Here is a 13,374-nt window from a genome sequence, read left to right on the forward strand (position 1 = left end):
TGTTTAGCTATATTTAATATTTAGAAAATTATACCAATACTTAGGTTTTTGTATTATAATCTTAGGAATATTTAAAAAGGGGAGAGATAACTGTGAATGAGTGTTTTGTTTGTAATAAACATAGTGGAGCTATTAAAACGGCTGGTGTACAGATCTATGAAAATGAGTATGTCTATATAGGGCATATTGATAGGAATGGAGAACCTAATTATTTAGGGCATATTATGATTGATTTAAAAAGACACGCTCCAACACTCGGAGATATGACGGCAGATGAAGCTAAAGCATTTGGATTAATGATGGCTAGGGTTAGTAAAGCACTCATGGAATCTGAACAGGCAGAACATGTTTATGCAGTTGTTTCAGGTAACACAGTACCGCATCTACATCTACACTTAGTAGCGAGATATCCAAATACGCCTAAGGAATTTTGGGGTCCATGGGAAGTATATGATTGGGGAGATGCCCCGATGGGTGACAATACCGATGTAGTGGCACTTTGCACCCGTATAAAAACGTACCTAGAGAACAATTGATATGAGTAGTACAATTAAAGAATTCACATGGGTTGGCAGCCAGGATCATTATGTTGATAAAATAAATGTTCAAAGAATTAATCACATAACTATTGGACGTTTTGGAGGGAATTCAGCAGCAGGTCAGTATAAAAATGAAGATGGCTGTTTAATATGGGCAGACGAGAAAAAGGAATGGGAATTTGCAATCATTCTGGACGCACATAATACTGCAGAAAGTGCAGAATTAGTAATAGATATATTTACATTGAAAAAAACAGACATTGCAGCTGCGTTTTCAATGCCCATGAACAAATGTTTTAAAAGACTTGAAAAAGTAGTCCTAGATCAATTTCAAGGAGAAGAATTTCTTTCTGCATGTCGTAGAATAAAGGGAGAAACGGCTTGTTTAATTGTCGCACGAAGGAATAAATATATTTGGTGGCTCTCTGTTGGTGACTGTATCTCTTATATCTTTCATCCAGAACTTGCTTCACTTGGTCAATACCAAATAAATCAACGACAATTCTTCGAATGGATTGGACAAGTCAATACATTTGAACAAACAGTTCCATGTTATAGCAGTGGTACAAGAGAGCTAAGAAAGGGATCAAACCAAATTTTTTTAACAACCGACGGACTTATTGAATGTCCTAATGACCCCTTTTCAAATCCAAAAGATATTTATAGTTTGCTTTCAAATTCAGAAGATAAAGAGAGCATTAAGTTGCTTCTTCAAAAAATTCAGGAGAATCATGTAAGAGATAGCACAACAATTATTTCTTGGAAAGTAGATATTGTTAATAAGGTAACAAGACCTAGTAATGAATAGAGATTCTGGTTTTTAACTTATCTTCATACAATCGAACCTGTTAAAATAATATTCCTTTTATCCTATTAAAAAAGTTAAAATGAAGAAACATAATCATAATTATCATCCTCCATAATCAAATTATATCAGGAAGTTGAAAATCTGTTATACTATATAAGGTGAATCTTAGAATTTAATGATAACCATCCCTTAATAAAACCTGGCTAATTATTGATAAAAGGAAGGTAATATATGTCTGTTGAAAATGAAAATATAACGAGATTACACATAGACAATAAAGAATACATATTAATTGGAACAGCACACGTTTCAAAGCACAGTGCAGAATTGGTTAAAGAAGTAATAGAAGCTGAACAGCCAGATGCTGTATGTATCGAGTTAGATGAACAAAGATATAAATCCATTACAGACGGGAATAAGTGGAAGGAAATGGATATCTTTCAGGTGATTAAAGAGAAAAAAGCCTCATTGCTATTAATGAATCTCGCTATTTCTTCTTTCCAGAATCGGATGGCCAAGCAATTTGGCATAAATGCAGGACAGGAAATGATTCAAGGAATTGAATCAGCAAAGGAAACAGGGGCTGAACTTGTCCTTGCCGACCGAAATATTCAAATTACCTTTTCACGTATATGGGGAGGAATAGGATTAAAAGGGAAAGCAATGCTGCTTACACAAGTAATCGCTAGTATATTCAGTAAAGAAAGTATTTCTGAAGAAGAACTGGAAAAGATTAAGGACCAAGATACGATTAATGCCATTTTAAATGAGTTCACTGAAACCTTTCCGAAATTAAAGACGCCATTAATTGATGAGCGCGACCAGTATTTAGCTGAGAAAATTAAAAACGCTCCTGGAGAAAAAGTTGTTGCTGTGTTAGGAGCAGCACACGTGCCAGGTATAACAAAGGAAATAAGGAAAGAACATAATTTAGCTCGCCTGAACGAAGTACCGCCAAAATCGAAGGCTCCCAAAATTATCGGGTGGCTTATTCCAATTTTTATTATCGCTATTATTGCCTATACCTTTAATACGAACCCTTCTGCCGGTCTTCAGCAAACATTAAGCTGGGTCCTTTGGCACGGAGCGTTTGCTGCACTAGGAACAGCCATTGCATTCGGACACCCGCTAGCCATTTTGACAGCGTTTATCGCTGCGCCTATTACAGCATTAGATCCAATAACGGCTGCAGGCTGGTTTGCTGGAACGGTACAGGCCTATTTCCGTAGACCAAGCGTAAAAGACTTTGAGACTCTGTCTGAGGACGTTTTTAGTTTTAAAGGTTTTTGGCAAAATAAAGTAACAAGAGTACTTCTTGTAGTTGTTCTGGCAAATATCGGAAGCTCGCTTGGAACCTTTATTGGCGGAGCAGATGTCATTCGTTTATTTATCAAGCATTTATAATGACAAAGGATGTTGTCTATGAACGTAGATAACATCCTTTTATAATAAAATGAGAAAGGTATGATCTGAAAATCTAAGAAAATTTGCAAAAACAGTAAGTTTTCCTTTTATTTAGTAGTAGGTACAATCTTTTTTGTAGTGAGTACTGTCATAGCATCCTCTACATCAATTGCAAAGCGGATTGGATTGTCTATTTTCTCAAAATGAATATACATCAGTCTTGGGTTATCAAAAAGCCAATGATTATGAAAGGCCGTCACAATAATATTGTTTTCGCGAAGCCTGCTAATAAAGGGATTTATTTCTTCTTGCAAAATCACTGTTTCCCCACTGCATAGTGCTCTGCCGTCCGCTGTTAATGATTCAAAAGCAAACATTTGTGGAATCAATAAAAATGATCTTCCACGCCTTCCAAGTACTCGAGGCATAATATTTGTACGTGATTTCATCACAATGCAAATGCCATCTTCAAATGTATGCATGCTGCCACCTAATATTCTATTGAACTCTTCACATATCTCTCTTCCCCGTCTGTTTGCTACACTTTGAACTCTTTGAGAATTTCCAACATTGCGTGTGATTAAAACTTCCAGTGCTCTTCTTACTTTTCTTGCAAATGTCAAAGGATTATCATTAGATTCGAAATGCATGTACATTAGCCGAGGATTTTCAAAAAGCCAATGATTGTGAAGAGCCGTCACAATAATACCTTGTTCACGCAAAATTGTCATAAATGGGTTCACTTCTTCTTGAAGGAGGACAGTTTCACCAAGACATAATGCCTTTCCATTCTGATCTAGGTTTTCAAATGAAAATGCCTGTGGAACAAACATAAAGGATTCTGCTCTCCGACCTAATACAACTGGGTGAATATTTGTCCTAGATCTTGTCGCAGTACAAACATCATTAATAACAGAAGGTGTTGCCCCCAGAATTTCCGCAAACTCCTGGCAAAGGGGATCTGGGTTCATGTTGCTCATATTGTTCAATTTCAAATCATCTCCTGATTATTAAATTTCTGGACATTATGTTCAGTTGCGTAAATTAAGGAACTTGACTGATTGTTTGTGAGTGAAAGTCTGTATATTTTACCTATGCACTAGGTTAACATCAAATGCAAAATTGGGTTATAGTTCGGCAGGGTTTTGATGCATATGAAAAAGGAATAAAGGGACAATTAACAATTTCTAATGAAGAAGGATTAAAGATCACTCGTGATTGGGAAGATAAAAAAGGACTTGTAAACGATCTACAAGCAAGCAATTAGTTTATTTTAGATAAATAAATAAAATCAAACGACTAGATAGGATTCCATCAACCTCATGTGTAATATATTAGTAATACAGATATTATGTCAGGAGAGATATTTATGACTGGAGCTATTGCTATTGTTATGGTTTTCTCTATACCAATCATCGCCATCGTAACCGATCATTTTCAAAAACAGTCAAAGATCAAGCACAAAATGATCCAGGACGAATTAGAATTGGAAAAGCTTAAACATCAAAACTACCTAATTGAAACGCAAAAAATGAGACTAGAGCTGGAACAAATGCAGCTCGAAGGACAAAAAGATAAAAAAGTATTGTGAAAATGCAGTAATTGGTGTTTTATTTGGCCGCAGGAATCATTGGGATTATATGATTCCTGCGCGTATTTAGCTTATAAAAAGGGGATTCTATTTTCTCTGATACTCGCCCGAATGTTAATTAATCAAATAGGATTCATCACATTCTTCAATGCCCGTCCCCAGTGAATTAACGTGAAAAGCGGAATCATCCTACCTCAATGATGCCCGGATTCAGTGAAATAACGTGAAAAGGGAAATGATCCCACCTCAATGATGCCCACATTCAGTGAAATAACGTGAAAAGGGGAATCATCCCGCCTCAATGATGCCCGCGTACATCGAATTAATGCGAAAAGGGGAATCATCCCACCTCAATGATGCCAGCGTCCATTGAATTAATGTGAAAAGGGGAATCATCCCACCTCAATGATGCCAGCGTCCATTGAAATAACGTGAAAAGGGGAATGATCCCACCTTAATGATGCCCGCATTCTGTGAAATAACGTGAAAAGGGGAATCATCCCGCCTCAATGATGCCCGACTCCAGCAAATTTACCTGTAAAGGGCTATCATTCCTAATTCTTTAATACCTGAGCCTATCGGAAATCTGAACATCATTTGTTGTCCAAAGTTAAATCCAATGTTTTCTTAGGTTCTTAATTCTTTTTAAAAATTTCAATTTTTATACATACAAGCCGTACTACATTCATCCAATATAAATGATCAATACAATAATGTAAAAATAATTACGCCAGAGAGTAAAAAAATATTGCGCTTTAATGAAAAATGAATTACTCTTAAAAGTAAGAGGAGGTGTAAATCTTGGAAGATCTGAGATTAAATGTTTCATTATTGCGTAGAAGAGTGCCTAATTTAACAACCGCAGCAAAATCTGTTGGATTACGTCCTGCTACTGTTTCTAATCTTTGCACAGGGAAGATCCCTGTTGGCAGGTCAGAAGTTCGCACATTAGTTGCACTTGCTTCGCTAGCTGAGTGTAGTCTAGATGAGTTGATCATTAGAGGGGAGAAGGTTGAGATGATTGAAACGAAGATCAAAGCTTTAGATTTATTTGCACCACTTGCAAAAGGCGGCACAATAGGTCTTGTGGCTCGCCATGGTATGGGCCAGCTTGTCCTGCTGTCTGAGTTATTTTTTCGCTTAAAAAAGGATGGTTTTACAACCATTTTGCTTATGCCAGAAGGAAACTTTCCAGAATTAAGTGATGTCAAAGTAAATACTGACATCATTGCTGCAACGATCGATGAAGCATATGAAGAAATCGCTGTGAAAGGAAAGACAACAGATATCGCATTCGCTGCAGATCGTAGAAATGTTTTAACTGGGGAAATTTACGACCTTCAAGAGCGATTACAGGGAATAGGGCTCAATACTGTCACCACCTTTTTGGTCGATTTGACCGGAGAATCAGTTGATGAAGACCTGCCATACGGTCCGCTTGAAACATTATGGCAATTCGATGCAGATTTGTCGGCAAGACATAAGTTTCCAGCAGTTAACCCAATTTATTCAACCTCCTCCGTTTTAGAAGGAGCCCATCTTGATCAAAATCACCTCGCCACACAACAGCGCGCACAAAAACTCCTACGTCGGTACCGTGAGCTCCTGTCATTAGTAAATGTAAGAGGATTGGAGTATCTCCCAGCATCAGAAATTCAAACGTTCAAACGTGGTGAACGGCTGGAAGCCTATTTAACTCAGCCGTTCTATGTCGCAGAAGAATTCACAGGACAAAAAGGGGAATCTGTTGCCTTAATAGAAACAATAAACGATGTCCGTAAAATCTTAGATGGAGTAACTGATTCTATCGAAACTGAAAGATTATCCTATATTGGTCAATATATTGCTGATTAATAAGAAAGCAAAGTAGAACTCGTTATTTGGGTTCAATTTTTTTTGTTTTATTTGGTTATTTTGTTTATCATGAATAATTAAATATTACTAAAGTTAATAAGAGTATGGAGCTTGTGAAGAGCTAGGATTTATCCTAACTTAAAGTCAGTATAAATATATTTATTTAAAAAATGTTCAAAACAGTTGTCTGATGTATTTTCTTTTTTCATGCAACTCTAAAGTTGCTCTTGACAAGCAACCTTAGAGTTGCATATACTAAATATATGAATTGGGACAAAGACGTTATATTCAAAGCACTTGGAGACTCGACTCGAAGGCTGATATTAGACGAACTTTCCAAACGAAACGAGCAGACGTTGTATGAACTTACAGTTCGACTCATAACGATCCACAATCTTTCCATTTCGCGACAGGCGATAGCTAAACATCTTGCAGCATTAGAAGATGCAGGGCTCGTATCTTCAAAACGAAAGGGGAAATATCGAGTACTTATATTTAACAATGAACCACTTAAAAATTTACTAGAAGGATGGATATAGATTTTATTGGGAAGATTTTAGATGAATCTATGATAACTCAGCTATGAGCCATTTTTAGCAAAGCACCTTACGTAATGACTTTAATTGGAGGGAAAAACAGAATGAAAATCATTGTAACCAGTATATTTGTAGATAACCAAGATAAGGCACTGCAATTTTATTCTGAAACACTGGGATTTGTAAAAAAACATGACGTTCCTACTGGTGAATTTAGGTGGATAACGCTTGTATCTCCTGAGGATGAAAAGGGTACCGAGCTTTTACTTGAACCAAATAACCATCCAGCAGCAAAAGAGTATCAACAGAAGTTATTTGCTGATGGCATACCAGTAACAATGTTTGGGGTTGCAGATATTCATGCAGAGTACAAAAAATTAATGGAAAAAGGTGTGAAGTTTACTATGGAACCCACAAAGATGGGTGATTTAACAATAGCAGTATTCGATGATACATGCGGCAACCTTATTCAGATTATGCAAGAATAAACAAAATACAAAATAAATGAGATTACTTAACGATATTTTCGATAAATTATAAGTACTGTGTAATTCTATTATTTAAAATAAATTACTTTATTTTAACCCTGTCCTAATTTTTGGGACGGGGTTTTATTTTTTTTTAGAATAACACGAAAGCCATATTTTGAATGAAATACTAGAGGTGAAATATAATACATATTCTGGCTTTATCCGCGGCATACAGAGTTGTAAGGGATTAAAATTTTGCAAAAATTTCAACGTTAAGGGCTTATTAAAATAGGAATTCCATTTATCTTTATAGGCTGTTGGATCCTTTTAAGAGAAGCTTTTTGTTACAGATGCTCTACTCTGTTACCAAGAAGTAGACTCTTATATATTTAAAAAAATATTTTATTCAATTACAGAAATATTAATTGAATAATGGAAATTTAATTGGTATAATATTCATAATATTATGGAAGGGAGTGAGATTACGCAATGACAAATTTCATGAAGATAACCTTGGATTTTAAATATATTGCCCCTCACTCATACGGATTAAATTAGTTAGAAATTGGTTGATTTGACCTATGATTTGAGCTTGGGCATATAAAAGCACAGGCTTTTTTGTTATGGATTAAACAGTTTGAGCCACAGGGTTATTTCATATAACTCTGTGGTTTTTTTGTTTGATTTATATAACAAATATTTAATTCCAGTTGTTATTTTCAACATTATAACTGGAGGTAATCAAATGGATTTACAAACACTTGGTTGGAACGATTTTTTCAAAGAAACATTTTTTCTGTATCAAGAAAAGGGCCTTCACCCTGGAAGAGTTATTTCACGAAAAAATAATAATTATGTAATCATTTGCGAAGAGAAGCTAGCTCTAGCCAAGATAACTGGGAAATTCCGATATAATACCCAAACTAACAAAGATTTCCCCACAGTTGGTGATTGGGTAGCTTTGGAAATGAAAAAACAAAGTAGTCATTTATTAATCCATGCAGTCTTGCCAAGAGAAAATGCGTTTGTCAGAAAGTCCCCTATATCTGGAGGAAGAAAACTAAAAGAAGGTGTGGTGATTGGTGGAAAAACAGAGGAGCAAATTATAGCCTCTAACATTAATACTGCATTTATAGTAATTGGTTTAGATAATAATTTTGAAATTCGGAGAATTGAAAGATATTTAACTTTGGTTTATCACAGCAATATAAATCCAGTCATCATCTTAAATAAACTAGACCTATGTTTTTCATTGGATGATTATATAAAACAAGTGAAAGACATTGCTGGTATGGTACCTGTCCATCCTATAAGTGCTGAAAAAGGAATGAACATGGATGTATTTTCAAATTATTTACTCCCCGGAAAGACTGTTGTGTTCTTAGGTTCATCGGGTGTTGGAAAATCAACGATAACTAATTATTTGTTAGGGGATGAAAAACAAAAGAAGCAATCCATTAGTAAGTCAACTGGAAAAGGGAGACACACAACAACGAGTGTGGAACTTATTCTTCATCATTCAAACGGAATGATCATAGATACTCCAGGTGTAAGAGAACTGCAACTTTGGGGAGATGAAGAAATTCTTGATCAAAGCTTTGAGGATATTAAACAATTAATCTATCATTGCAAGTTCAATAATTGTCACCATCAAAAAGAACCCGGCTGCGCAATTCAAAAAGCAATAGAGGATAATCTATTAAGCAGAAGTCGCTTTGAAAGCTATCAAAAACAGTTATTTGAATTACAAAGATTGCGTACAAAAAGAAGAGATTTTGAGAAAAAATTAAACAAAAAATAATGCAAATTAGATAAATAAGGAGTTGTCTGTTTATGTTGAAATTAAAATATCTTTTTGATAATGCGGATTTAGCAGAAATGTTATTAGGAAACTGGGAATATGATAAAGAATCTATTGATATGTTTAAATATTATAGGATATCTTCAAATGCTATTTATCCGTTTCAATCACGAAACAAGATACACATGCTAAGATATTCCCCAAAATCAGAGAAATGCCAGGATAATATTTTAGCAGAACTTGAATTTATTTCATATCTGCGTTCGAAACAGTATGGGGTTTTAGAAACTGCTCTATCAAAAAATGGGGAGGAACTTATTGAAGCACAAACCCCTTGGGGCGATTATCTTGCTTCTGTATTTAAACGTGTAGCAGGCGTACAGCTTAACAAGACCGAGTTAAGTGATATCATCCTTTTCAATTATGGAAAAGCATTAGGTAAACTTCATCAGTTATCAAGTGAGTATCAGCCAATTAAAAGCAAACGATGGTCATACAGTGACGTGTTAAATTGGATTCATCATACTCTAGTTGATTTACCAGATGAAACATCAGCTTTAATGGAAACAAAATTACTGCAAGACTATTTTCACTCTATTCCTATTACAAAAGCCAATTTTGGGCTGATTCATTATGATTTTGAATATGATAATGTATTCTACGATGAAGCGTCTAACTCTTGTAATGTGATTGACTTTGATGATGCAATGTATCACTGGTACGTAATGGATATTGTGCAAGCACTAGACAGTATGCAAGATTGTATTCCGATTGAATTGTTTCAGCAAAAAAAGCAATGTTTCATGGACGGGTATCGTACAGAATATGGAGTTCCAGAAGATATGCTGTCCTTAATACCAGCTTGCAGACGTTTTGCCAATTTATATGGTTATGTTCGAGTATTAAGATCGATTGAGGAAAAGTGGGAAAATGAACCAGAATGGCTAGTAAGTTTGAGAGCGGAATTAATAAAGGGTATGAAAGAAGAATCTTCTTGGTTTGGTATGAATATTTAAATTTTGAAGTTTGCATAAAAGGTTTTTTTCAAAAATAGGACGCAAATCCGGAATAAGATTTGCGTTCTATCTGAATCGGTTCAGTTAGCGAACAAATAAATCGGGAGATTCAACATTGATTCTTGAAAGAGCAATGTTACAGGTAAACAAGGGAAAGGAGTATGAATTTGAAAATGCTTTTCGCTAAGGCATCACCTATCAATTCTTCTATGAAAGGCTAGATCTCATATAACTGCAAGTTTGTGAAGTATTGGGGCACTGAGAAAGTATGGATGATCACATAATTAGAATTCATCAGTCCTCAGAATACCAGGAATGGGAAAATTTTACACTTCATTTTTACAACCCTTTCCCTTTTGTTTAACATTTTCATGGTAACTTTTTCGAAATAAGTATATTCCATAAATGGGCGCGTTTATTTAAGAACGCGTCTTTTTTATGTACAAGATAAGTGAATATTGTAGTTTCAAACTTATTAAATATAAGTTGTTCTTAACAAAGGTTGAACGTCCTATCTAAACATTCTTAAAAAAATATAAAAAGAGGAGAAGGAAGGGGTAAAGAAGGGATTCAGCTGTTTCAAATGGAAAGGATTAAATGGCTAGTATATTTGAAAAATTGATTAGCCTATATTCATTTAGTATAGTTAAGGTTATGGGTTATAAATGGACTAAAATATTCTGAACGTATCTAGTATTTCCACTGCTTACACAATCCAAAGAGAGGTTGTTTGGTTCTACTAATAGTTAAATTAAAGGAGTCGATTATATGGAAAAGGTCACACCATTTTTAATGTTCCAAGATGGCAAGGCAGAAGAAGCGATGAATCATTACGTATCAATCATTGAAGACTCAGAAATTACAAGTGTTGTTCGCTATGGAAAGAATGAAACAGGGAATGAAGGAACAGTAATGCAGGCTACTTTTTCCTTAAAGGGGCAAGAATTTATGTGCATTGACAGCAATGTGAAGCATCAGTTTTCTTTTACTCCTTCGTTCTCAATTTTTGTTACTTGTGACACTGAGGAGGAGCTTGACGATCTTTATGGAAAACTCATCATAGATGGGCAAGCATTAATGCCATTAGGTGACTATGGTTTCAGTAAGAAGTTTGGCTGGCTAAATGATCGGTTTGGTGTCTCTTGGCAGCTAAATCTCCCGAAATAAAATACATATTTGGAAAAGCACGGACAAATCTTCCGTGCTTTATTATTTGTCGTGTTTTTATAGGAATTATTGTTGAAATAACCTACAGATATTTTTTTTCTTTTTGAAAAAGTATTTTATAAAAACAAACATTGAAATATAAAATCGAGTTGAAAAATTTCATATTTGAGCGCATTAAATCAAACGGTACTCTTCAAGATGTTGAGAATTGCTTAGTAAAAGAACTTAAAAATAAGAGGTCGATTTCAAGCAATGAAAAAAACTAACAAATAGTTGTTTCACCTTTAGTTATCGTCCCATCTTGGTCATCTATGAAGTCAGTTCCATTCTCGCAGTTTTCTTTATTTTCCCATTTAACAATATATTCATTTCCCTTATGCCTAACTGATATTACTTCAACTTTACCAATGTTTTTAGTGTGTTCTTTTAATACGATTGATTCTGCTTCTTCTTCAGAGATTTTCGGCTCTGAGTAATTATTACAACTACTCATTACTAAAATTAACGATAGAGAAAATGAAAACACTATTCTTTTCAAAAATTTCCACCCCCATATTTATTTTGACGCTAGCACTAGTATAGATGTTTCAAACAACAACCTTTCTATACAACTTTTTTAGGAGATTTCTAGTTCCTAATAGGGTGTTCTAAACATAGAAGATTATAGTGAAAGAAATAATATTGATTTTTCATCATAAAGTTAATTTGAAAATCCCTTGTCTTTTCTGAATGTTTTTATCAATAATTGGAGCAGATGATTGTTGAAATAAACTTTGTCATATTGGCACTTTTTATTTAAAAAGCAGGAGATTGCAGTTTAAAGTCGTATTAAATTAGTAAAATTACAAATTTTGGGTTATCAGAATGAGAAATGAATAAAACGGGGGATGTAGAATGCCAAATAACTTACTATCTATGTTGAGGGATTATGAAGTGTCTGTAGCTACGAGTAAAGAAGCAGACCATATACTAGGACTTTTAAAAGAAGTTGCAAAATGGCTGAAAGAAAAGGGGATTGATCAATGGGGATTTCTGGCAGGTGGAGGAGAAGATGATGAAGTAAGACAAGCAATAAATAATAAAGAGACTTTTATTGTTAAAAGAGATGGAGAGATTGTGGCTACGTTTACGCTGTATCAGTCACAAAGCTCATGGGACAAATATATCTGGGGAAATTTAAATAATGAAGCTGTATACCTTCACAGATTAGCTATAACCCGTTCTAAAATTGGTTCCGGTCTAGGAAAGGAAGTATTGCTCTGGTTGGAAACTTATCTTAAAAAAGAAGGGAAAAATACAATCAGATTAGATTGCGTAGGGAGTAATAGTAAATTAAATGAATTTTATCGCAGTAATGGTTTTGAAAATGTAGGTACTGTTGATGGACATTCTATGTTTCAAAAGAACTTCTAAGTGATGATGATTTTGATTGGAAATACCTTGATAGTAAACTAGAGTAAAAGAAAGAGCTTCATTCGTCTTTACCTGTAGGAAAGTTATATCAGCCCACTAATATTTAAATTAGCATCTAATTAAGTTATTTCTATTTTTTCAGTTAGAGATTGTTTAAAGGAACTAATATCGGAATGAGCGGTAAAAAAACAATATTCCTAAGAAAAAAATAAAAAGCATTCTTGGTATGAACCTCGAATGCTTTTTGCCTTCTTAATTAGAATGAATGAACTGGACTCTTCCAATTTGCCCATCTGTTAATCGAACTTTAATTCCATGTGGATGTGTACCTGAATTGGTGAGGATATCTTTAACGACTCCTCTTGTAAGTTTTCCAGTTCTTTGATCTGCCTTCAATACAATATCTACAGTAATTCCTGGTGAAATGTCTTTACGATTTGTTCCATTCATTAGCTGCCCATTTTTCTGCGGGTATTGCTTGGTTTCTTTGTTTGCTGACTTTTCATTTTCTTTGCAGAAAGGTCAACATTTGATTTACCTTTACCAGAAGTGTTTTGGTTCTTTTTGTTTTCAAGCTGTTTTTTCATTGCCTCTTGCAAGCTTACTTTCTTTTTTTGAGCATCTGATTGATTGTTTTCTGTCATCTAAAATTCCTCCATTTGGAATATGTTAGTTAGAAGTATAATCTATTTATGAAATTTATGAAAGTACAAAGAATGGATGAATGATCTCTTTAATGAATTATTTAATCATTCTTTCCAGGAAAACAGATATA

At 34.6% G+C, this 13,374-nt stretch carries 16 protein-coding genes; 12 read left to right on the forward strand and 4 right to left on the reverse strand.

Annotated features, from left to right (window positions below; translation table 11 throughout):
• The first annotated feature begins 92 nt into the window (after positions 1–92).
• From ASU02_RS15405 to ASU02_RS15415, 3 genes are all read left to right on the forward strand, one after another.
• A complete protein-coding gene (locus ASU02_RS15405; protein ID WP_082631820.1) occupies positions 93–536 on the forward strand; it encodes an HIT family protein in 444 nt (147 codons plus the stop codon).
• A 1-nt stretch (position 537) separates the two neighbouring features.
• Positions 538–1,347 (forward strand): protein phosphatase 2C domain-containing protein, encoded by an 810-nt coding sequence (locus ASU02_RS15410; protein ID WP_057765167.1) that lies wholly within the window; start codon positions 538–540, stop codon positions 1,345–1,347.
• A gap of 231 nt (positions 1,348–1,578) precedes the next feature.
• Positions 1,579–2,751, forward strand: coding sequence for a TraB/GumN family protein (locus ASU02_RS15415; protein WP_057765169.1), 1,173 nt, complete (start codon positions 1,579–1,581; stop codon positions 2,749–2,751).
• Between the two features lie 107 nt (positions 2,752–2,858).
• On the opposite strand, the gene ASU02_RS15420 is transcribed toward ASU02_RS15415, so the two are convergent.
• Positions 2,859–3,731, reverse strand: a complete 873-nt coding sequence (locus ASU02_RS15420; protein WP_057765308.1) for a DUF1259 domain-containing protein — start codon at positions 3,729–3,731, stop codon at positions 2,859–2,861.
• Positions 3,732–3,865: 134 nt separating this feature from the next.
• Here ASU02_RS15420 and ASU02_RS26430 point away from each other — a divergent pair, with 134 nt between their 5' ends.
• From ASU02_RS26430 to ASU02_RS15455, 8 genes are all read left to right on the forward strand, one after another.
• Positions 3,866–4,018 carry a hypothetical protein gene (locus tag ASU02_RS26430; RefSeq protein ID WP_157684515.1) on the forward strand — a complete coding sequence of 51 codons (153 nt, stop codon included), beginning with the start codon at positions 3,866–3,868 and terminating at the stop codon, positions 4,016–4,018.
• 102 nt (positions 4,019–4,120) lie between these two features.
• Positions 4,121–4,342, forward strand: coding sequence for a hypothetical protein (locus tag ASU02_RS15425; RefSeq protein ID WP_057765171.1), 222 nt, complete (start codon positions 4,121–4,123; stop codon positions 4,340–4,342).
• Positions 4,343–5,143: 801 nt separating this feature from the next.
• Positions 5,144–6,196: a P-loop NTPase family protein gene (locus ASU02_RS15430; protein ID WP_057765173.1), complete on the forward strand. Its 1,053-nt coding sequence runs from the start codon at positions 5,144–5,146 to the stop codon at positions 6,194–6,196.
• A gap of 263 nt (positions 6,197–6,459) precedes the next feature.
• Positions 6,460–6,735: an ArsR/SmtB family transcription factor gene (locus tag ASU02_RS15435; RefSeq protein ID WP_057765175.1), complete on the forward strand. Its 276-nt coding sequence runs from the start codon at positions 6,460–6,462 to the stop codon at positions 6,733–6,735.
• 101 nt (positions 6,736–6,836) lie between these two features.
• Positions 6,837–7,220 (forward strand): VOC family protein, encoded by a 384-nt coding sequence (locus tag ASU02_RS15440; protein ID WP_057765177.1) that lies wholly within the window; start codon positions 6,837–6,839, stop codon positions 7,218–7,220.
• A 658-nt stretch (positions 7,221–7,878) separates the two neighbouring features.
• On the forward strand, positions 7,879–9,003 hold the full coding sequence (gene rsgA / locus ASU02_RS15445) for a ribosome small subunit-dependent GTPase A (RefSeq protein ID WP_157684516.1): 1,125 nt from the start codon (positions 7,879–7,881) through the stop codon (positions 9,001–9,003).
• A 32-nt stretch (positions 9,004–9,035) separates the two neighbouring features.
• Positions 9,036–10,019, forward strand: coding sequence for a phosphotransferase enzyme family protein (locus ASU02_RS15450; RefSeq protein ID WP_057765181.1), 984 nt, complete (start codon positions 9,036–9,038; stop codon positions 10,017–10,019).
• Between the two features lie 768 nt (positions 10,020–10,787).
• The gene (locus ASU02_RS15455; protein WP_057765183.1) at positions 10,788–11,186 is read left to right on the forward strand and encodes a VOC family protein; all 399 of its coding nucleotides are present in this window, start codon (positions 10,788–10,790) and stop codon (positions 11,184–11,186) included.
• Positions 11,187–11,448: 262 nt separating this feature from the next.
• Here ASU02_RS15455 and ASU02_RS15460 read toward each other — a convergent pair whose 3' ends face one another.
• A complete protein-coding gene (locus tag ASU02_RS15460) occupies positions 11,449–11,724 on the reverse strand; it encodes a hypothetical protein (protein WP_057765185.1) in 276 nt (91 codons plus the stop codon).
• 356 nt (positions 11,725–12,080) lie between these two features.
• Between ASU02_RS15460 and ASU02_RS15465 the strand changes: the two genes are divergently transcribed.
• The gene (locus ASU02_RS15465) at positions 12,081–12,599 is read left to right on the forward strand and encodes a GNAT family N-acetyltransferase (protein WP_057765187.1); all 519 of its coding nucleotides are present in this window, start codon (positions 12,081–12,083) and stop codon (positions 12,597–12,599) included.
• Positions 12,600–12,851: 252 nt separating this feature from the next.
• Here ASU02_RS15465 and ASU02_RS15470 read toward each other — a convergent pair whose 3' ends face one another.
• Positions 12,852–13,049 (reverse strand): YwbE family protein, encoded by a 198-nt coding sequence (locus ASU02_RS15470; RefSeq protein ID WP_057765189.1) that lies wholly within the window; start codon positions 13,047–13,049, stop codon positions 12,852–12,854.
• Complete coding sequence (locus tag ASU02_RS15475; protein WP_057765191.1) at positions 13,049–13,243, reverse strand: hypothetical protein; 195 nt, start codon at positions 13,241–13,243, stop codon at positions 13,049–13,051. Before ASU02_RS15475 ends, ASU02_RS15470 begins: the two co-directional genes overlap by 1 nt.
• Positions 13,244–13,374: the final 131 nt, after the last annotated feature.

The sequence above is a fragment of the Cytobacillus praedii genome (assembly GCF_001439605.1).
Classification (GTDB): domain Bacteria; phylum Bacillota; class Bacilli; order Bacillales; family Cytobacillaceae; genus Cytobacillus; species Cytobacillus praedii.

Coding starts and splice junctions, on each gene's coding strand:
- ASU02_RS15455 (WP_057765183.1), top strand. CDS start 10,788: ATGGAAAAGGTCACACCATTTTTAATGTTCCAAGATGGCAAGGCAGAA.
- ASU02_RS15435 (WP_057765175.1), top strand. CDS start 6,460: ATGAATTGGGACAAAGACGTTATATTCAAAGCACTTGGAGACTCGACT.
- ASU02_RS15440 (WP_057765177.1), top strand. CDS start 6,837: ATGAAAATCATTGTAACCAGTATATTTGTAGATAACCAAGATAAGGCA.
- ASU02_RS15475 (WP_057765191.1), bottom strand. CDS start 13,243: ATGACAGAAAACAATCAATCAGATGCTCAAAAAAAGAAAGTAAGCTTG.
- ASU02_RS15425 (WP_057765171.1), top strand. CDS start 4,121: ATGACTGGAGCTATTGCTATTGTTATGGTTTTCTCTATACCAATCATC.
- ASU02_RS15420 (WP_057765308.1), bottom strand. CDS start 3,731: ATGAGCAACATGAACCCAGATCCCCTTTGCCAGGAGTTTGCGGAAATT.
- ASU02_RS15470 (WP_057765189.1), bottom strand. CDS start 13,049: ATGAATGGAACAAATCGTAAAGACATTTCACCAGGAATTACTGTAGAT.
- ASU02_RS26430 (WP_157684515.1), top strand. CDS start 3,866: ATGCAAAATTGGGTTATAGTTCGGCAGGGTTTTGATGCATATGAAAAA.
- ASU02_RS15410 (WP_057765167.1), top strand. CDS start 538: ATGAGTAGTACAATTAAAGAATTCACATGGGTTGGCAGCCAGGATCAT.
- ASU02_RS15465 (WP_057765187.1), top strand. CDS start 12,081: ATGCCAAATAACTTACTATCTATGTTGAGGGATTATGAAGTGTCTGTA.
- ASU02_RS15450 (WP_057765181.1), top strand. CDS start 9,036: ATGTTGAAATTAAAATATCTTTTTGATAATGCGGATTTAGCAGAAATG.
- ASU02_RS15415 (WP_057765169.1), top strand. CDS start 1,579: ATGTCTGTTGAAAATGAAAATATAACGAGATTACACATAGACAATAAA.